Origin of the sequence: Aureimonas fodinaquatilis, from assembly GCF_008369445.1 — a bacterium.
Lineage (GTDB): Bacteria > Pseudomonadota > Alphaproteobacteria > Rhizobiales > Rhizobiaceae > Aureimonas > Aureimonas fodinaquatilis.
This window is the reverse complement of sequence record NZ_VTWH01000002.1, coordinates 334591-352777: the sequence shown is the minus strand read 5'-3', so window position 1 is coordinate 352777 and position 18187 is coordinate 334591. Positions and strand designations below refer to the sequence as shown.

19 protein-coding genes are annotated in these 18187 nt (G+C 56.1%); 17 read left to right on the top strand and 2 right to left on the bottom strand.

What is annotated here, in order from left to right; all coding sequences use genetic code 11:
* Nucleotides 1–4 precede the first annotated feature (4 nt).
* From FPY71_RS07780 to FPY71_RS07765, 4 genes are all read left to right on the top strand, one after another.
* Nucleotides 5–958 carry a cyclase family protein gene (locus FPY71_RS07780; protein ID WP_188052267.1) on the top strand — a complete coding sequence of 318 codons (954 nt, stop codon included), beginning with the start codon at nucleotides 5–7 and terminating at the stop codon, nucleotides 956–958.
* Nucleotides 955–1704 carry an SDR family NAD(P)-dependent oxidoreductase gene (locus tag FPY71_RS07775; RefSeq protein WP_149299354.1) on the top strand — a complete coding sequence of 250 codons (750 nt, stop codon included), beginning with the start codon at nucleotides 955–957 and terminating at the stop codon, nucleotides 1702–1704. The genes FPY71_RS07780 and FPY71_RS07775 overlap by 4 nt, the downstream gene beginning before the upstream one ends.
* Nucleotides 1705–1945: 241 nt before the next feature.
* Nucleotides 1946–2803, top strand: a complete 858-nt coding sequence (yghU, locus tag FPY71_RS07770) for a glutathione-dependent disulfide-bond oxidoreductase (protein WP_149299352.1) — start codon at nucleotides 1946–1948, stop codon at nucleotides 2801–2803.
* Nucleotides 2804–2823: 20 nt separating this feature from the next.
* Nucleotides 2824–3738, top strand: coding sequence for an EamA family transporter (locus FPY71_RS07765; protein ID WP_149299350.1), 915 nt, complete (start codon nucleotides 2824–2826; stop codon nucleotides 3736–3738).
* 32 nt (nucleotides 3739–3770) lie between these two features.
* On the opposite strand, the gene FPY71_RS07760 is transcribed toward FPY71_RS07765, so the two are convergent.
* Nucleotides 3771–4688: a DMT family transporter gene (locus FPY71_RS07760; protein WP_149299348.1), complete on the bottom strand. Its 918-nt coding sequence runs from the start codon at nucleotides 4686–4688 to the stop codon at nucleotides 3771–3773.
* A 23-nt stretch (nucleotides 4689–4711) separates the two neighbouring features.
* On the opposite strand from FPY71_RS07760, the gene FPY71_RS07755 reads away from it, so the two are divergent.
* Nucleotides 4712–5269, top strand: a complete 558-nt coding sequence (locus FPY71_RS07755) for a helix-turn-helix domain-containing protein (protein WP_246160190.1) — start codon at nucleotides 4712–4714, stop codon at nucleotides 5267–5269.
* 6 nt (nucleotides 5270–5275) lie between these two features.
* Here FPY71_RS07755 and FPY71_RS07750 read toward each other — a convergent pair whose 3' ends face one another.
* A complete protein-coding gene (locus FPY71_RS07750) occupies nucleotides 5276–6181 on the bottom strand; it encodes a LysR family transcriptional regulator (RefSeq protein ID WP_188052266.1) in 906 nt (301 codons plus the stop codon).
* Nucleotides 6182–6393: 212 nt separating this feature from the next.
* Between FPY71_RS07750 and FPY71_RS07745 the strand changes: the two genes are divergently transcribed.
* From FPY71_RS07745 to FPY71_RS07690, 12 genes are all read left to right on the top strand, one after another.
* Nucleotides 6394–7188, top strand: coding sequence for an ABC transporter ATP-binding protein (locus FPY71_RS07745; protein WP_149299342.1), 795 nt, complete (start codon nucleotides 6394–6396; stop codon nucleotides 7186–7188).
* A complete protein-coding gene (locus FPY71_RS07740) occupies nucleotides 7185–8048 on the top strand; it encodes an ABC transporter permease (protein WP_210246261.1) in 864 nt (287 codons plus the stop codon). Before FPY71_RS07745 ends, FPY71_RS07740 begins: the two co-directional genes overlap by 4 nt.
* 67 nt (nucleotides 8049–8115) lie before the next feature.
* Nucleotides 8116–9207 carry an ABC transporter substrate-binding protein gene (locus tag FPY71_RS07735; protein ID WP_188052265.1) on the top strand — a complete coding sequence of 364 codons (1092 nt, stop codon included), beginning with the start codon at nucleotides 8116–8118 and terminating at the stop codon, nucleotides 9205–9207.
* Nucleotides 9208–9285: 78 nt separating this feature from the next.
* Nucleotides 9286–10233 carry an ornithine cyclodeaminase family protein gene (locus FPY71_RS07730; protein WP_149299338.1) on the top strand — a complete coding sequence of 316 codons (948 nt, stop codon included), beginning with the start codon at nucleotides 9286–9288 and terminating at the stop codon, nucleotides 10231–10233.
* Nucleotides 10234–10257: 24 nt separating this feature from the next.
* Complete coding sequence (locus tag FPY71_RS07725) at nucleotides 10258–11997, top strand: CocE/NonD family hydrolase (RefSeq protein WP_149299337.1); 1740 nt, start codon at nucleotides 10258–10260, stop codon at nucleotides 11995–11997.
* A gap of 351 nt (nucleotides 11998–12348) precedes the next feature.
* A complete protein-coding gene (locus FPY71_RS07720) occupies nucleotides 12349–12675 on the top strand; it encodes a DegT/DnrJ/EryC1/StrS family aminotransferase (RefSeq protein ID WP_149299335.1) in 327 nt (108 codons plus the stop codon).
* The gene (locus FPY71_RS07715; protein ID WP_149299333.1) at nucleotides 12608–13468 is read left to right on the top strand and encodes a DegT/DnrJ/EryC1/StrS family aminotransferase; all 861 of its coding nucleotides are present in this window, start codon (nucleotides 12608–12610) and stop codon (nucleotides 13466–13468) included. The genes FPY71_RS07720 and FPY71_RS07715 overlap by 68 nt, the downstream gene beginning before the upstream one ends.
* Nucleotides 13469–13477: 9 nt before the next feature.
* On the top strand, nucleotides 13478–14476 hold the full coding sequence (locus FPY71_RS07710) for a glycosyltransferase family 2 protein (RefSeq protein WP_149299331.1): 999 nt from the start codon (nucleotides 13478–13480) through the stop codon (nucleotides 14474–14476).
* Nucleotides 14477–14499: 23 nt separating this feature from the next.
* On the top strand, nucleotides 14500–15480 hold the full coding sequence (locus tag FPY71_RS18745) for a WxcM-like domain-containing protein (protein WP_149299329.1): 981 nt from the start codon (nucleotides 14500–14502) through the stop codon (nucleotides 15478–15480).
* A gap of 5 nt (nucleotides 15481–15485) precedes the next feature.
* Nucleotides 15486–15869, top strand: a complete 384-nt coding sequence (locus FPY71_RS07700) for a GtrA family protein (protein ID WP_246160407.1) — start codon at nucleotides 15486–15488, stop codon at nucleotides 15867–15869.
* A gap of 258 nt (nucleotides 15870–16127) precedes the next feature.
* Complete coding sequence (locus FPY71_RS07695; RefSeq protein ID WP_188052264.1) at nucleotides 16128–16886, top strand: ABC transporter permease; 759 nt, start codon at nucleotides 16128–16130, stop codon at nucleotides 16884–16886.
* Complete coding sequence (locus FPY71_RS07690) at nucleotides 16876–18186, top strand: ABC transporter ATP-binding protein (protein WP_149299323.1); 1311 nt, start codon at nucleotides 16876–16878, stop codon at nucleotides 18184–18186. The genes FPY71_RS07695 and FPY71_RS07690 overlap by 11 nt, the downstream gene beginning before the upstream one ends.
* The last annotated feature ends 1 nt before the right edge of the window (nucleotide 18187 follow it).

Genomic DNA, 18187 nt, shown 5'->3' with positions numbered 1-18187 from the left:
AGTCATGGATATCAAGGTAGGCAAGGCAGCAATTGAGGAAGCTTCCAAAAAGCTGTCCAACTGGGGACGTTGGGGCAAGGACGACCATGTCGGCACCCTTAACCACGTAGAGCCCGGCCATATTGTTGCGGCCAGAGAGCTGATCAAAAAAGGCAAGAGCTTCGCCCTTGGCATTCCGCTGGATGCGGATGGCCCGCAGCGCGGCCTGTATGGCGGGCGCTTCAACCCTATCCACCAGATGCTGGCCACCGGCACGGATGCCGTTGCCGGCAATCAGGACTGGAACAAAATCCGCTATGCAGATGACACGTTGAACCTTTGTGTTCAGGGCGCTACGCACTGGGACGCACTCGGCCACATCTTCTATGAAGAGCAGACCTATAACGGCCATGATGCAAGGTTGATTGACTCACGCGGTCTTTCAGTCCTTGGCATCGAGCACTCCAGAAACAAAATGGTTGGCCGTGGCGTACTTCTGGATATCGCCCGTTTTCGCGGCGTCTCGTCACTGAAAGACGGCGAAGGCATTTCCAATGATGAGCTCGATGCCTGCGCCAAGGCGCAGGGCGTGGAAATTGGCAAGGGAGACTTTGTCATCATCCGCACCGGACATATGGAGCGTTGCCTGGATGAGGGTGACTGGGGCGGCTATGCCGGTGGCGATGCGCCCGGCGTGAAGTTTGAAAACTGCTACTGGTGCCAGGAAAAAGAGATTGCGGCGATCTGCTCCGACACATGGGGCGTTGAGGTTCGCCCGAATGAAACGACCGAGGCAAACCAGCCTTGGCACTGGGTGGTCATTCCTGCCATGGGTCTTTGCATGGGCGAAATCTTCTTCCTGAAAGAGCTGGCCGAAGACTGCGCCAATGACGGAGTTTATGAATTCTTCTTCTGCGGTCCACCACTGATCATCACCGGCGGCACAGGTTCACCCATCAATCCGCAGGCAATCAAATGAGCGCGGCGGGGCAGGCTGGGATACTTGCAGGCAAGGTTGCACTTGTCACGGGTGCCGGCAAGGGCATAGGGCGCGCTTGCGCCCTTGCTCTGGCAAATGCCGGTGCGCGCGTCATTGCGGTTGCGCGCACGGCGGAAGACCTGACCAGCCTTGAGCAGGCGGCCCCCGGCCAGGTGGAAAGCTGGGTTGAGGACGTGCGTGGCGACGCATTGCCCAACCGGATCAAAGCGCTGAAGCAACTGGATATCCTCGTCAACAATGCCGGCACCAACAAGCTGCAATATGTGCTGGATGTGGATGATGAAACGCTGGATCTTTTGATTGCGCTGAACATACGCGCCGCATTCAAGGTGGCGCAAGCCGCCGGCACCGTTATGGCTGCGCAGGAAACGGGTGGCTCTATCGTCAACATCTCTTCGCAGATGGGGCATGTTGGCGGACCACGCCGCACCGTTTACGCCATGACCAAGCACGCGATAGAGGGCATGACAAAGGCAATGGCCATTGACCTTGCGCCGCATAAGGTGCGGGTGAACGCGGTGGCTCCAACGGTGGTTGTCACGCCCATGACTGCGCCCTTCTTCAATGATCCGGCCTATATGGAAGCGGCCATGGCCAGCATTCCGCTGAAGGAAGTTCTGCAACCGGAAGATGTCGCAGGCGCAGTTTTGTATCTGGCATCACCCGCAGCGCGGCTTGTTACGGGCACAAGCCTTCGGGTGGATGGCGGCGCAACGGCCGTCTGAAGCGTTTATGGTTTCACGGGCTGATCACTCCCATGCGGTCCGTGCGCGCCTGTGCTGATTGCTAGGTCGGCACAGGCGCAATTTTGTCCGATGCGCAAAGACCGGTTTTGCGCAAAGTGGTGCGAGCTTGGCATATGGTTTCTTGAACAACCGCTATGCGAGGCTCAAATAGCTGAGACATAGGGAGGCGCTCATGCGCGATGAGCGCACCGCCTGTGAAAGCAAAACGGGGTTTTTCGCCATGACGGATCAAACTGGTTACACACCGCCAAAGGTTTGGGTTTGGGACAAGAGTTTCGGCGGTCTTAACCGACCTATTGCCGGCGCAACGCAGGAAAAGGAACTGCCGGTTGGCAAACATCCGTTTCAGCTCTATTCCCTGGGCACACCAAACGGCCAGAAAGTCACCATTCTTCTGGAAGAACTTCTTGCTGCCGGCCACACGGGTGCCGAATATGATGCCTGGCTGATCCGGATCTCAGAAGGCGAACAATTCGGTTCGGGTTTTGTGGATGTCAACCCGAACTCCAAAATTCCGGCTTTGCTGGATCGCTCATCCGAAAAGCCCGTGCGGGTTTTTGAATCCGGTGCCATTCTGCTTTATCTGGCTGAAAAATTTGGCGAGTTTCTGCCTCAAGATCCGGCCGAACGGGCCGAAACCCTGTCCTGGCTGTTCTGGCAGATCGGCAGTGCTCCGTATCTTGGCGGCGGGTTCGGCCATTTTTATGCCTACGCGCCGATCAAGATTCAGTATGCCATCGACCGGTTTGCCATGGAAACCAAGCGCCAGCTTGATGTGCTGGACAAACGGCTTTCTGAAAGCGCCTATCTGGGCGGCGACAATTATACGATTGCCGATATTGCTGTATTTCCGTGGTATGGCGGCCTGATCAAGGGCTGGCTTTACAATGGCGCAGAATTTCTGTCAGTCGATGAATACAAGAATGTCCACAGATGGGCCGACACACTGCTGGCGCGGCCAGCGGTGCAACGCGGCCGTATTGTCAACCGGCTGAACGGTGATCCTGCCGAGCAGTTGCATGAACGGCATGACGCCAGCGATTTTGATACGAAAACGCAGGATAAGATTGCCGGATAACACACGAAATCCCTGAATATATGAAAACCCGCCATGTCGACCTGCTGCTGACGGCCATTGCGCCAGCAATCTGGGGAAGCACCTACATCGTCACAAGTGAATTGTTACCGGCTGGTTATCCGATAACAAATGCGATGTTGCGTGCCTTGCCAGCGGGTTTTCTGCTGCTGGCTTTGTCGCGGCAATTGCCGCCAAGCGTGCAGTGGTGGTGGCGGGTTTTCCTTCTGGGCGGACTGAATTTTTCAGTGTTCTGGATCTTTCTGTTCATATCCGCCTACAGGTTGCCCGGCGGCGTTGCTGCAACGCTGGGCGCTGTCCAGCCGCTTGTGGTCATTTTCCTGGCCTATGGACTTCTTGGGCACAGAATTCGTGCCCTGTCATTGCTGGGTGCCATTTCCGGACTGTTCGGAGTTGCCCTGGTGGTTTTGGGGCCGGAAGCGAAAGTTGACCTACTGGGTGTTGCAGCAGGTCTGTTTGCATCCGCTTCCATGGCATTGGGTGTGGTGCTGAGCAGGCGCTGGCAACCGCCTGTGTCCGCACTGACATTCACAGCATGGCAGCTGACAGCGGCAGGCCTGCTGCTGGTTCCGGTGGCATTTCTGCTGGAGCCACCGCTGCCAACTCTGACATTCGCCAATATTTCGGGGCTTGTCTGGCTTTCAATTTTTGGCGCGGCTTTTACCACCTACTTCTGGTTTCGCGGGCTTAGCCGTCTGGAACCGTCGCTGGTTTCTACACTGGGTTTCCTGAGCCCCGTCACTGCCGTGGTGCTGGGCTGGGTTTTCCTTGGAGAAAAGCTGACGCTTCTGCAATATGCCGGCGCAGGTCTTGTCATGTTGGGAATTTGGCTGGCGCAGCGTGTTCATCCCAACCCACCGCCACCGCCTAGCGGCGGCGTCACCCAGACGCTACCGGTGCGCCCAGACGCTTCATAAGCAGGGCTGCTCCAGGCATGTCAGACATTGGGTTACACAGATCTGGTGTCGAGCGGCAGATCGAGCTTGCGCGCGCTTTTCAGCTTAAGCTCACTGACGATTACGCCTGCAATGATGAAGGCTGCGCCGACAAAGGCCAGCGCAGGCAGGCGATCGCCAGCCAGACGGCCCACAATTCCGGCCCACACAGGCTCGCCAGCATAAATGATCGTCGCGCGCGTTGATGACACGGACTTCTGAGCCCAGTTCATTGTAAGCTGAATAACGGCACTTGCTGCGCCCAGCCCCACACCTGCCAAAACCCAGACCCACGAGAAGCCGGGAATATGTTCACCAGCAAGAGGCATCGTTGCAAAGGCGAAAATGGAAGCGGCCAGCAGTTGAACGACGGTGACCCGGGCGCTGTCCACCAGGGGTGCATAGCGACTGATGAGAATGATCTCGGCCGCAATTGCAACGGCACTGATGACGGTAACCACTTCGCCACGACCAAGCCCGACCTGTAACGCGTTGGGGCCAGCCAGAAGCAACAGGCCGGTAAAAGCCAGACCAATTCCCACCCATGTCATCGCGCGTGGCGGTTTGCGCATGAGCCCCCATTGCAGCAAGGGTACCATCGGCACGTAGAGCGCTGTCAGAAAGGCCGATGTGCTGCTGTTGATCGTTTGAAGACCGTAGGTCTGCAGAGAATAGCCAAGGAATATCGTGAACCCGATCGCGCAACCGGCGATCACGTCGAGCCGGGTCAAACCGCGAAGTTGACGGTGAAAAATCAATGCCGCAAGCACGCCCGCCGCAGCAAAGCGCAACCCCACCAGAAACAGGGGGCCACTGTGCGCCATTGCTGTGTGGACAATCAGGAATGTTGCCCCCCACACCATTGTGACGACGATCAGCGCCAGCTCCTGACGCGAGAATGAGACTTTACAGGGAGCGAGAATGTGTATCATAATGCCTTGTTATGAGCATTATATTGCACAGTCAAGATGGTCGCGACAATGTTCTCGGCCACGTATCGAGCAATCTGCGTCGCCTTCGCAGGGATGCGGGTTTGAGCCAGACAGCACTTGCTGAAGCGGCAGGGGTCAGCAGACGCATGATTGTCAACCTCGAAGGCGGGGACACCAATGTCAGTCTTTCGAGCCTTGATAAACTGGCGAGCGCGCTGGGGGTGGATTTTGTGGCAATGGTTGTGGATCCCGAAGTCAACAGCCAGCGTATCGAAGCAGTTGTCTGGCGCGGGAACAGTGCCGATAGCCAGGCTGTTCTCCTGGGCAGTGTACCCGCTTCACAGGAAGCGCAGCTCTGGGTCTGGTCGCTCGCCGTAGGGGAGCGGTATCAGGCAGAGCCTGATCCGGCTGGCTGGCACGAGATGATTGCTGTGAATTCGGGGCGGCTGCGCATCGAAAAACAGGACGGCGTGGTCACTGTTGAGGCTGGAGACTTTGCGATCTACAGCAGTGCGCAGACTTACGCATATGCCAATGCCGGCAGCGAAATTGTTCGGTTCCATCGGGTCGTTGTGCGCTGATGCCGGTTAGCCAAACGCTCCCTGTGCGTCCAGACGCTTCATGATCTGAGTGGTGTGCTCGATCATCCGGGAAACCGCCGCAGTCAACGGCCTGTCGGAACGCCACGCCAGAACGCGATGCAAATTCCAGTTGGCAATTCTGCAGGTTGAAAGCTGGCCGGTGCGCTGATCTTCATAAACCGCGCTGTGCGGAAGAATCGCAAACCCGAGACCCGCCGCGACGAGATTTTTCTGCACCCTGGCACTTTCCGTTTCCGCTACAATTCGCAACTGTCGGGTGTCCTGTCCAACCAGCCGGTCTATCAGCCCACGCACGGTGCTGGGTGCTGGCGTGAGGATCAGCGGCAATTGCACAACCTTTTCGGCCGACATTTCATCCTGCGCGTCAAACGCGCCCTTTGCGCCGATGACATACATAGGCTCTGCGACGAACTCCACACGCTCATATTCCCGTGAATCCAGAAGGCGGCTGTTTGGCAGTATGGCAAGATCAATATCGCCGCTGAACAGCCACTCGTGCAGACGACCTACCCCTTCAAAAAAATTGAGCTGCACATTTGTATATTTTTCCAGATAGCTGACGGCCAGAGGCTGAAACAGGATATCGGCGATTGAGGGCGGCGCACCAAAGCCAACCCGGCCAGACGGCACAGTGCCACGGGCTGCAACATCTGCCCGGGTTTGTTCTCTGTGGCGACGCAGAAACCGCGCCCGCTCCAGGAGAAGCAATCCTGCCTCAGTCAGCATGACTCCCTTGCTGCTGCGAAAGAACAGGGGCACCCCGAAGTCCTGCTCAAGCTGCTTCATCTGCCGGGTCAGAGCAGGCTGTGCAATATGAAGCGTTTCGGCCGCTTTGCGAAAACTTCCCGCATCTGAAATGGCGACAAAATAGTCCAACTGCCTGTCATTCATGGCCGCCTCCATGCGATGCCAAAATGATATCACCACTTGTCCAATAAGGTATTAGACGGCATCGCACAATCGTGGATATACAATAGGATACACGTTACTGGTTGGGAGAGAGCCAGTACTCGTGCAACGGGAGGAATACAGTGCAGCGAACAACGGCAACGTTGCTCGAGCCTCAGGATTCACGTCTCGCCGCTGAAAAGCGGGGGGAGCCGATGATTCATATCGAAAAGCTCGACAAGATTTTCACCACCGTGCGCGACGAGCGGATCAACGCTTTGTCAGACATCAACCTTTCGGTTTCGGAAGGCGAGTTTGTGACAATTGTCGGCCCCAGCGGTTGCGGCAAAAGCACCCTTCTGAAAATTCTGGCGGGGTTGACGCCCGCAACACGCGGAAACGTCAGCGTTGCCGGGCAACCGGTTGCGGCGCCCCGGCGCGACATTGGCATGGTGTTTCAAAACGCCATTCTGTTTCCATGGCGCACCATTCTCGACAATGTGCTGTTGCCTGCAGAAGTGCAGGGACGCCCGATGAAAGCGGCCCGCTCGCGCGCAATCGATTTGTTGAAAATGGTTGGGCTGGCCGGGTTTGAAGGCAAGTATCCGGCAGAGCTCAGCGGCGGCATGCAGCAGCGCGCGGCCATCACCCGGTCGCTGGTTTGCGACCCTTCCATATTGCTGATGGACGAGCCGTTTGGTGCGCTGGATGCCATGACCCGTGAGCAGATGAACCTGGATGTGCAGCGCATCTGGCGGGAAAGTGGCAAGACCATCATTCTCATCACCCATTCAATCCCAGAGGCGGTGTTTCTGGGTGATCGGGTGGTTGTCATGTCACCGCGGCCGGGCCGCATTTCGGAAATTATCGAGGTAACGACACCGCGTCCGCGTGGTCTGGACGTTATGGGTGAACCCGAATTCGGGCGCCAGACAAGCCATATCCGCAAGCTGTTTTACCGAATGGGCAATGCCGACGACAGCGCAATATCGGGCGAGGGAATATCATGACCGCAGTTCCGACAGAAACGGCAGTTGTGGAAGCTCCGCGCAAAGGACCGTCGCGCTTTCGCATTCTTATGCGCACACACCCTGAATATGTGCTTGCGCCCCTGTTGCTCGTGATCATCATCACCGCCTGGGAATATGGGGTGGTCTGGCTGGAAACGCCCAAATACATTCTGCCGTCGCCCAGTGATATCATGCGTGCCCTGTGGAGCGGACTGAATGAGCCATTCAATTCACGCGCCGGTTACTGGCTGCACACCGGGGTTACGGTAACAGAGGTTCTGTTGGGCTTTGTTATCGGCAGCAGCATTGGCCTGATGCTGGGAACAATCATTTCGCAGTTCCGAATTCTGGAAGCCACGCTCAGGCTATATCTTGTCGGCATTCAAAGCCTGCCCAAGATCGCATTGGCGCCCATCATCGTTCTGTGGTTCGGTTTTGGCCTTTCTTCCAAAGTTGTCATCATCTGCCTTCTGACCTTCTTTCCGTTGCTGGTGACAAGCATGGCCGGATTTCGTTCGGTTGAACCGGAGAGGCTGGAGCTCATGCGCGCCATTGGCGCCAACCGCTGGCAGATTTTCTGGAAAGCCCGGCTGCCCAGCGCCTTGCCATATATTTTTGCCGGTCTTGAAATGGCGGCGGTGTTTTCCGTCGTTGGCGCGATTGTCGGGGAATTTGTTGGTGCGCAGCGCGGTCTTGGCACACTCATCCTGGCCATGAACGCCCAGATGGACACGGCAGGAACATTCTCGATTTTCATTATTCTGGCACTGATCGGCCTGCTTTTGCATGGCTCTCTTCGCTTTGTATCAAAGCGCCTGCTTTTCTGGACAAGCAGTGGCCAGCAGACAGTTGGAAGTTGATCAACAAAAATCAGGGCGGTTATCGCGGATTAAAAAAGCGGGCTGCTCCCCTTGTGGAGGAATGACTTTGAAACTGAATCGCAGAAGTTTTGTGACCGCCATGGGTGCCGCTGGTGGCTTTTCCCTGATGCCAACGCGGTTGGTGTTTGCCCAGAACACGGCAACTGTCAGCCTTGGCAACGCATCCGGCGTCATCGACGCGCAGCTTGTGTTCATGACAGTTGGGCAGAACCCGCGCGTCAACTATTACGAGCGTGAGGGTGTTGCTCTCGACATCATCAATATGTCCGGTGCAGGTCAGACATTGCAGGCAGTTGCCAGTGGCAATTCCGACACTTCGGCAATTTCACCTGTGGCGTTTCTGAACGCCTTCGCGGGCAATCCGGATCTGGATGTGATTTTTCCCTATTGCTGGCTGCGCGAGCCGCACTGGTCGGTTGCCGTCAAGGACGATAGCGAGATCAAAGAGCTTTCCGAGTTGCGCGGCAAGAAAATAGGCATCCGCAATCAGGGTGACACAGGCTATTTCGGCGCGCGCGCCATGCTTGAGGAAATTGGCATCAACCCCGATGTGGACGTCGAGTGGATTCCCGTAGGAGAGGGCGGCCCGGCTGGTGAGGCCGTTTACAATGGCAGTGTTGACGCAATGGCCTATTGGGACGGCGGTTTCTCCCGTATGGAAATTGCCGGGTTTCCGCTGCGGCATCTGCCCAACACGGAAGGCATGAGCCAGCTTTTCGGCAATTCATATGCCATTCGCAAATCCAGCCTCGAAGATCAGCGCGACACGATGGTGCGCTTTTTCAGGGCAATGGCCAAGTCTACCGTGTTTGCCTACAACGACCTCGAAAAGGCAGTGGCCCTTCACTGGGAAGTTTATCCGGAGTCCAAGCCTCGCGGTGTGAGTGAAGAAGAAGCCATGCGAGATGCAATGGTTATTCTGAACGCCCGTGCCGACAAGTGGATGCCAAGGGAAGGCCAGCCGGATCAACGCTTTGGCGCTCATTCGGAAGAACAATGGCAAGCCATGGTGGCATTTACCGGGCTTGCGGACAAAATTTCCGATGTGTCCGGCGTCTCCACCACCGATCTTCTGGATGAAATCAACGATTTCGACCGCGAGGAAGTCATCCGGGAATCCAATGAATTGCAGCTTTAGCTGACATCCGGCGCAGCATTGACCAGGTCAATGCTGCGCCTATCACACCTATTTCTGACCATCTGACGGAGAGGCATCTTGTCTGTTCCCCCGCTGTTCATTGCCGAAAATCAGGTTCGATCGCTCCTGAACATGGCGGATGCACTTGCCGCGCTGGAAGATTTTTTTGCGCTGCCGTGCGGTGAAAAACCGCAGGACAAGGCCAATCTGCCACGCCAGCGCGCACTGCTTCCAGACGGCTTTTTCAATGTCATGGCGGCCAAGGCCCCGGCTCGGGATGTGTTTGGCCTGAAGGCCTATTACCGCTCGGGCGGCAATGGCGGCTATCACGTGCTGCTTTACTCGGTCGAACGCGGTGACCTGCTGGCCGTGATTGAGGCAAACTATATGAGCCAGTTGCGCACTGGGGCGGCCTCTGGTCTGGCGGCCAAATATATGGCCCGGCAGGATGCCACTGAAATGGCGCTGATTGGAACAGGCAAACAGGCATTCTGGCAGGTTGCGGCCGTTGCAGGTGTGCGGCAACTGAACAGTGTCAGAATCTTCGGACGCACAAGCGCTCGCGCCGTTGAACTGGCAGAGCGGGTTCAGGCTGAACTCGGCGTTGCGGCAATGGCGGTCAGCACGGCACGGGAAGCTGTGGAAAGCGCAGACATTGTTGCAACCATCACCACCTCGGCCACGCCTGTCTGCCAGTCTGGCTGGGTGCAGGCTGGCACTCATATCAATGCCGCAGGCGCAAATACCTCTGCCCGCCAGGAACTGGAAACCGGGCTGGTTCAGCGAGCAGCCACGTTGGCCACAGATGATGTGGAACAGGCTCGAATGGAAGCCGCAGAGTTTCTGGCGGTGGATCGTCAGGGAGCGATGAACTGGGCATCCGTTCTGACGCTGGATGAGCTTTGTGCCGGGAAACCCGGACGGCAAAGCCAGCAAGACATCAGCATTTTCAAATCTCTGGGCGTTGCCATGGAGGATGTGGCCCTTGCGTCAGTTCTCTACCAGCGCGCTTTGGCAAACACCTGAATCCCAATCTTTCGGAGTTATAGCATGCACAAAACTGAAACCCGCGATGGGATGATCATTGAATGGGATGCCCCGTTCACCATGCCGGACGGCATCGTTATTCGCGCCGACATTTTCCGCCCCATAGAAGATGGCCAATATCCGGCGCTGATCAGCTACGGGCCATATGGCAAGGGACTGGCATTTCAGGAAGGCTACAAAACCGCCTGGGAAATCATGGCACAGGACTATTCCGATGCGTTGGAAGGAACGTCCAACAAATATGCCAACTGGGAAACGGCTGACCCAGAAAAATGGGTGCCGGATGGCTATGCCATTATTCGCTTTGACAGCCGTGGCGCCGGGCGTTCCCAGGGGTTTTTGTCCGTTCACAGCCCGCAGGAAACCGACGATATTTGCGAGTGCATCGAGCAGGTTGCACGCTTGCCGTGGTGCAATGGCAAGGTTGGCATGAGCGGCATTTCCTATTATGCGGCCAACCAATGGCGGGTAGCGGCCCGCCAGCCAGCATCGCTGGCGGCAATCTGCGTTTGGGAGGGGTTTGCGGATAACTACCGCGATGCAACCCATCACGGCGGCATTTTGTCAGTTTTTCGCAAGAACTGGCAGGAAATGCAGGTCAAAACCGTTCAACACGGCGTGGGTGACCGTGGGCCGCGCAGCCCGGTAACCGGAGAACTGGTTTGCGGTCCGGAAACGCTGGCCGAGGATGAGCTTGAGCGCAACCGGGCTGACATGCCCAACGACCTGCTGCGCAACAATCTTGACGGCGACTATTACAAGAACCTTTCCGGTGATTTGAGCAAGATTACCGTGCCGTTGCTGAGTGCAGGCAATTGGGGCGGACAGGGCTTGCATTTGCGCGGAAATATTGAAGGATTTTTGCAGGCAGCGTCCGAACAGAAATGGCTTGAAATGCATGGCGGCGCGCACTGGGCAGAGTTTTACACCGATTACGGCGTGGCATTGCAAAAGCGCTTCTTTGGCTATTTCCTGAAGGGCGAGCAGAATGGCTGGGAAAATCAGCCCAAGGTTCAACTCCAGATCCGCCGTCCGGGCGAAGTCCGATTTGCCGGACGTGGCGAGCATGAGTGGCCGCTGGCCCGAACCCAATGGACGCGATACTACCTCCATCCGGACACGATGAGTCTGGCAACCGAAGCGCCAACTCAAGCTTCGAATATGTCCTACGAAACAATGGGCAACGGGCTGACATTCTTCAGCGAGCCTCTGACCGAGGATATGGAAATCACCGGTCCGTCAGCCGTCAGGCTCAATCTGTCATCACAGACTGCGGACGCCGACGTGTTTCTGGTCTTGCAGGTGTTTGATCCGCAGGGAAAGGAAGTGCACTTCTATGGCGCACTCGATCCGAACACACCGGTCGGGCAGGGATGGTTGCGTGCCTCGCATCGCAAGCTGGATGCGGAAAAATCCACTCCGTATCGCCCCTATCACAACCATGATGAACAATGGATGCTGACTCCGGGCGAGCCTGTGTCTCTCGATGTGGAAATCCTGCCCACCAGTGTTGTGGTTCCAAAGGGATACCGCTTTGCACTCAACATTCGTGGGCGAGATTACGAAAAACCTGGGGCGCCAGCGGTGCTTTCCAACATGAAGCGGCCGATGACAGGCTGTGGGCCCTTTATTCACGACGATCCCGATGATCGTCCGCCTGCGCTGTTCGACACCAGAAACACCGTTCACTTCGATGGTGCCGAGCTTCCATATATTCTTCTGCCAGTCATTCCCAAAGCCTGACCGGTCTGAAAGTGGCGTTTTCGCATTTGCTGGAATGCGAAAACGCCTCGGCGTCTGACAGAGTTTGTCGATTAAAACCGATCAGGTCGGCGCTAAACGCCCCGCCACATCGCGTTAGCCAGCTAAATATTTCAGCAATTTTCAAGATTTTGAACTCCAGGCGGCGCAGTTCAGCCGCAAAGTTAAAGCGCACCTGAAGCCAGAGTTCGCTTCGGGCAGCCTACACGCGCCCGTGTCGCGCAGAAGCGACCATAGCCGATCCAGCTTGATAGATTTATCATTTATATTATAAGGCATCTAAAGTTCTTCGGAACGTTAGGGCAGATTGCTGTGCGCACAGACGGAGTTCCAATGGCGCTTCCATTGAATGATTTGAAGAGAGTCTATCAGCAGGACGCTGAGGCGATCGACCATGCCGTTCTGACCACTGTGCGCTCCGGTTGGTGGCTGAATGGAGAGCAGAACCGCAATTTCTGCTCGGCTTTTGCGCAGTATATCGGAGTGACGAACTGCATTGGCGTCGCCAACGGCACGGACGCACTGGAAATTGCCATGCGCGCTTTGGCAGAGCGCTGCGGGCAGGAGAGGCGGGAGGTTATCACTGCACCAAATGCAGGGGGGCTACTCGTCCATTGCCTTGCGGCAGATCGGTCTTATCCCGGTCTATGTGGATGTTGAGCGCAGTTCGCAGCTTGTTTCAGCAGCTTCCGTTCTGGCCGCGCTGACAGAGGCCACCGCATTTGTTGACATAACCCACCTGTATGGCGGGGTTTTTGATGTTGAAGCGCTGCGAATCGACATGGATGCGCGTGGATTTTCTCATGTCCCGATCCTTGAAGATTGTGCGCAGGCACACGGGGCGGAACTGCGCGGTCAAAAAGTCGGCAGTCTCGGCGATATATCCACTTTCAGCTTCTATCCAACCAAAAATCTTGGTGCATTTGGCGACGGTGGCGCTGTCGCCACCAACAGTCCGGATTTGGCACAGGCCTGTGATGCATTGCGCCAATATGGCTGGGCGTCCAAATACGATATTTCACGGCCCGGCGGGCGCAATTCTCGGCTTGACGAGGTTCAGGCGGCAATTCTTCTCGTGCAACTGCAACAGCTTGAGACGGCGAACGCCAGGCGCGTGGCAATTCTTGACCGATACGCATCAGCGTCCGGCGAAGGAATAACGGTTGTGCGCAGCCCGAACGGCTCTGTGGCGCATCTTGCGGTTCTTCTGTGTGATAATCGCGATGATTTGCGCAGCCACCTCAAGGCGCACAGCATTGCGACGGAAGTTCACTATCCCATTCTTGACTGCCATCAGACAGGTTGGATTGCGCAACTGCACCGCGTGGCCCCCGGTGGGTTGCCAGTGGCGGAATCCAGCGTTTCCCGGCTTCTGACCATCCCGTGCTTTCCAGGCATGACAGATGCCGAGGTGGAAACTGTCTGCCAGGCACTGGCATCCTGGAAGAAGTAGGGCCGTGCAATGTTGAACGCAAAACAAAATGACCGCCCTTCGGATCGACGCTCGCTGGTTATTCCCGTTTATGGCAATGAAGAAAACATCAGTGACCTGATTGCTGCGCTGTCCGAGCTTCACCACCGGGTGGGTGGCATGGAAGTGATATTTGTGGTGGACGGTTCTCCGGATCGTTCGGGCGAGTTGCTGATTGAAGCGCGCGACCGGATGCCGTTCGCATCCAAAATAGCATTTCACAGTCGCAACTTTGGTTCTTTCACCGCAATTCGTACAGGCATGGAGCTGGCAAGCGGCGATGTGGTGGCCGTCATGGCCGCAGACTTGCAAGAGCCACCAGCCCTCATCGAGAATTTTTTTCATCTGCTGGAAAGCGATAAGGCCGATATCGTGTTTGGCCAGCGCGCCGGGCGCAGCGACGCATTCTTACGGGATGCATTGTCCAACACATTCTGGTGGCTTTATCGAAAGCTTGTCATCAAGGATGTGCCGAAAGGCGGCGTTGATATATTCGCATGCAACCGCGCAGCCGTGGATGCAGTTTTAAGTATCAGCGAGCCGAACAGCTCATTGATCGCGCAGCTTTTCTGGATAGGGTTTCGCCGCAAATTCATACCATATGAACGCCAGAAGCGGCTGAAGGGCACCAGCGCGTGGAACTTCATGCGCCGTGTCCGTTACATGATGGACAGCATCTTTTCGTTTTCCGACCTGCCCATAATACTGGTGCTGTGGCTGGGCATTTTCGGGTGCGCGGCAAGTGCCACCCTTGGTTTGGCGATAGCGGTTCTGCGCGTTGCAGGGTTCATATCAGAACCCGGCTTTGCCACGCTTTCGGTTCTCATCACATTCACCGCATCTGCCATGCTCGTCTCGCAAGGCATTGTTGGCACTTACCTGTGGCGAACTTTCGAAAACACAAAGCGGCGGCCACTGCGCATTGTCAGCCGCGTCGTCGAGTTTGATGCATTCGCCAAACGCGAAAAAAGCATTTTCCACCAGATCTGATTTTCCATTTTCAGGCCATGAATATGAGCACCGCAAGCAGTTATTTTGTCCATCCGCAGGGATTGTGTGAAAGCACGGATATTGGTGTGGGTACACGCGTCTGGGCCTTTGCTCACGTCCTGCCCGGCGCGCGCATCGGCGCAAACTGCAATATCTGCGATAATGTGTTTGTAGAGGCAGATGTCGTTATCGGCGATGAGGTCACGCTCAAATGTGGCGTGCAGCTTTGGGACGGACTTCGCATTGGCAACAGGGTCTTTATCGGCCCGAACGCCACATTCACCAATGACAGGTTCCCGCGCTCCAAACGGTACCCTGCAAAGTTTCTCCAAACCATTGTCGAGGACGACGCGTCTATCGGCGCCAATGCAACCATTCTTCCCGGGGTGCGCATCGGGCGCGGTGCTATGGTCGGGGCCGGGGCAGTGGTAACGCGTGATGTGCCACCCTACAGCACGGTGGTCGGCAATCCTGCCGTCATTATCGGCTATCATGACAGCGCCACTCTGCCACAAGGTGACGTTGCAGCAGAGTTTTCATCAGGTTCAAACTCTTTGGGAAGCGCAATTGGCAGCCGCCTTGACCTGGGAGTGGCAGGTTGCTGGCTGGAGCGTCTGTCGCATTTCACCGACATGCGCGGCAGTCTTACGCCGTTGCAAATGGAAAAAGGGCTGCCATTTGTGCCCGCCCGAATTTTCCTCGTTTACGGAGTTCCCAGCCATTATGTTCGCGGGGAACACGCCCACCATGAATGCCAGCAATTTCTGGTCGCTGCGCATGGCGGTGTATCAATTGTCGTAGACGATGGCACCCGCCGGCGTGAAGTTCGGCTGGTTGACCAGACTGTGGGCTTGTACATGCCGCGGATGATCTGGGGTGTTCAGTACAAGTTCGACCCGGACAGCGTTCTGATGGTTGCCGCATCGCATGCCTATGATGCAGGCGACTACATCAGGAACTATTCAGAATTTCGACAACTGGTTGGCCAGGAAAACCCGGTGTGAAGACAATGCACGGCGAAGGAAAGCGCCTTCTCAAAGGTGACGGTTTACGCTTTCTGGCCGCTGGCATCGCCAATACCGGTCTGACGCTTGTTGTTTATCAACTCCTGCTTTTTGTGGTGTCCCCGGCGCACTCATACATAGTGGCGTGGGTGACCGGGCTTGCCTTCGTGGCAATCATCTACCCGAACAAGGTGTTCAAGGGCGGACGTAGAACTGTGATTGATCGTTTGTCTCTGGCTGGATGCTACTGCGCGGTGTTTTTATCGGGACTGTTTTTCCTGCGCGTACTGCAAGAGCAGGGTGTTGTGCCAAGGCTGGCGATACTGATGGTCATCGTTGCGACAACGCTGCTGAATTTCGTCCTGTCGCGTGCATTGCTGCGGCGCTGATGCACTAACCTGCATAACCCTGTTTATTGACGTTCATCATATATATGAATACAAGCGGTTCGATGCGCCAGTCAGGTGCTGATAGTGACAGAACTTTATCAGGTCAGCGTTCGGTTCAGAGTGAAATGACAGCAACTTCAACAATTGCAGCCAGCGTCTGTGACGGCATAAGACTATCTATGCCGCTTTTATTACAGTGGGTTACCCCCCATGCCTGATGCTGCAATGCCCGCAAAGGGTAGCGGAAGGCGCCGGCATTTGTTGGGTCCGCTACTCAAACGCGAAATCCGGACAAGACATAAAGGCACGTTTGGCGGTCTTTACTGGTACGTCATCCAGAACGTGATCATCGTGCTGATTTATTCCTCGGTATTCGGCTCGATCCTGAGGGGAATGTGGAGAGAGGAGGGACTGGGAGAAATCAACTTCACGATTGTCCTTTTTCTCGGGCTTATCCAATATAATCTTCTATCCGAAATACTCATTCGGGCGCCTCACCAGATTGTCCAGAACGCCAATCTGGTGACCAAAGTCTTGTTTCCGCTTGAAATCCTGCCGGTCATCCTGACGGGTGTCGCGGTGTTTAACGCTCTCGTTGCGTTCTGCGTCTTGCTCGTTGCAGCATTTGTGTTGAACGTTCCCCTGTCGTGGAACGGTCTGTGGCTGCCTGCTGTGGTGGCTCCGCTGGTGATCGGAGCGGTTGGCCTTGCGTGGATTCTGGCTGCACTTGGAACCTATGTTCGCGATGTGGGGCAAGTCGTTACTCTGCTTGTCACGGCCATGATGTTTCTGTCTCCGTTGTTTTACCCGATTGGCATGTTGCCCGAGGGGCTTCGGATGCTCGTGGCGTTCAACCCACTCACCGTGCCGATTATGGAAGCGCGGTCTGTCCTGATTTTCGGACAGACGCCCAATTTCACCGCCTTGGGAATTTACTGGTTGGCAGCTTGTTCGGTCATGCTGCTTGGAAGATGGATTTTTGAAAAGATGCGTGGTGGATTTGCAGATGTTGTCTGAGCCCGCCATCAGCGTCAGTCATGTCAGCAAAGCGTACAACATTTACGCCGCCCCGCATGACCGCCTGAAACAGATGATTGTGCCGCGTCTGAGGCGCGCCGCAGGCTTGGCGCCGAAAAGCTATTTCCGGCAGTTTGAGGCTCTGCACGACATTTCGTTTGAGGTTGCCCGCGGGGAAACCGTTGGCATTGTCGGACGCAATGGTTCCGGCAAATCCACCATCCTTCAGATCATCTGCGGCACGCTCAGGCCCTCGTCCGGACAGGTGGTCAGAAATGGGCGCATTGCGGCTTTGCTGGAACTGGGGGCAGGCTTCAACCCCGAATTCACCGGGCGGGACAACGCTGCACTGAACGCGGCAATTCTTGGCCTTGACCCCGACGAGATTGGTCGGCTGATGCCGAGGATCGAAGAATTTGCCGATGTGGGCGAGTTTTTCGATCGTCCGATGCTAACCTATTCCACTGGCATGTATGTGCGGGTGGCATTCGCCGTGCAGGCGCTTATTGAGCCCGAAATCCTGATTGTCGATGAAGCACTTGCAGTGGGCGATGCGCAGTTTCAGGCCAAATGCCATGACAGAATTCGCAAGCTGCGCGATGCCGGAACCTCCATTCTGTTTGTGTCGCATGACGTATCGGCCGTACGCACCCTGTGCGATCGCGCTATCTGGATTGACGCCGGGCGGGTTCGGATGAACGGGTCTATCCAGACAGTCACGTCCGAATATATTCAGCGTCTGTTTGAAGGAGCCGAGCAGCCGCTGCCCGAAACCGGTGATGGCGAACCGGAAATTGCAATCGAGCTTGAAGAGGTTGAGCTGAGCACGGAACCTGCTGCACCGGTTCCGCTGAATCATTGGGGCTCGCATTGTGGAATTGTGAAGCGGGTGGAAGCGTTGAACGCGCTGGGCCGCCGGGCACGCGTGTTCCGGGATCGGGAAGACATAACGCTTGCCATTGAACTGGACCTGCCGGAAGACGTGGCGCGGGAAACATTGGCAATTGCGTTTTCGATCAAAACACTCTCCGGACTGGATCTGATTGTCGGCTCGACCTGGCACGATGGGCACGTTTCTTTTCGGGGAACGGGCAGCCGTGTCACCGTCCGGTTCACATTCCAGAACATGCTGAACACCAGCGAGTATCTGGTGGCCGTTGCAGTGGAAGACAAAACGAATGTGCATCCGGCCTATTATGAGCATATCGAAGGTGTGCTTTACCTGCGTACAGACATGAGTGACAGGCATTTCGGCATCATCGCCCCGAACATCAGCAAATCGATCGAGAACATCGCGTGAG

Excerpts from the sequence above, each read along its gene's own strand:
- FPY71_RS07745 (WP_149299342.1), top strand. The coding sequence starts at position 6,394 with ATGATTCATATCGAAAAGCTCGACAAGATTTTCACCACCGTGCGCGAC.
- yghU (WP_149299352.1), top strand. The coding sequence starts at position 1,946 with ATGACGGATCAAACTGGTTACACACCGCCAAAGGTTTGGGTTTGGGAC.
- FPY71_RS07750 (WP_188052266.1), bottom strand. The coding sequence starts at position 6,181 with ATGAATGACAGGCAGTTGGACTATTTTGTCGCCATTTCAGATGCGGGA.
- FPY71_RS07765 (WP_149299350.1), top strand. The coding sequence starts at position 2,824 with ATGAAAACCCGCCATGTCGACCTGCTGCTGACGGCCATTGCGCCAGCA.
- FPY71_RS07710 (WP_149299331.1), top strand. The coding sequence starts at position 13,478 with ATGTTGAACGCAAAACAAAATGACCGCCCTTCGGATCGACGCTCGCTG.
- FPY71_RS07775 (WP_149299354.1), top strand. The coding sequence starts at position 955 with ATGAGCGCGGCGGGGCAGGCTGGGATACTTGCAGGCAAGGTTGCACTT.
- FPY71_RS07700 (WP_246160407.1), top strand. The coding sequence starts at position 15,486 with ATGCACGGCGAAGGAAAGCGCCTTCTCAAAGGTGACGGTTTACGCTTT.
- FPY71_RS07760 (WP_149299348.1), bottom strand. The coding sequence starts at position 4,688 with ATGATACACATTCTCGCTCCCTGTAAAGTCTCATTCTCGCGTCAGGAG.
- FPY71_RS07690 (WP_149299323.1), top strand. The coding sequence starts at position 16,876 with ATGTTGTCTGAGCCCGCCATCAGCGTCAGTCATGTCAGCAAAGCGTAC.
- FPY71_RS07715 (WP_149299333.1), top strand. The coding sequence starts at position 12,608 with ATGCAGGGGGGCTACTCGTCCATTGCCTTGCGGCAGATCGGTCTTATC.
- FPY71_RS07740 (WP_210246261.1), top strand. The coding sequence starts at position 7,185 with ATGACCGCAGTTCCGACAGAAACGGCAGTTGTGGAAGCTCCGCGCAAA.
- FPY71_RS18745 (WP_149299329.1), top strand. The coding sequence starts at position 14,500 with ATGAGCACCGCAAGCAGTTATTTTGTCCATCCGCAGGGATTGTGTGAA.
- FPY71_RS07780 (WP_188052267.1), top strand. The coding sequence starts at position 5 with ATGGATATCAAGGTAGGCAAGGCAGCAATTGAGGAAGCTTCCAAAAAG.
- FPY71_RS07720 (WP_149299335.1), top strand. The coding sequence starts at position 12,349 with ATGGCGCTTCCATTGAATGATTTGAAGAGAGTCTATCAGCAGGACGCT.
- FPY71_RS07725 (WP_149299337.1), top strand. The coding sequence starts at position 10,258 with ATGCACAAAACTGAAACCCGCGATGGGATGATCATTGAATGGGATGCC.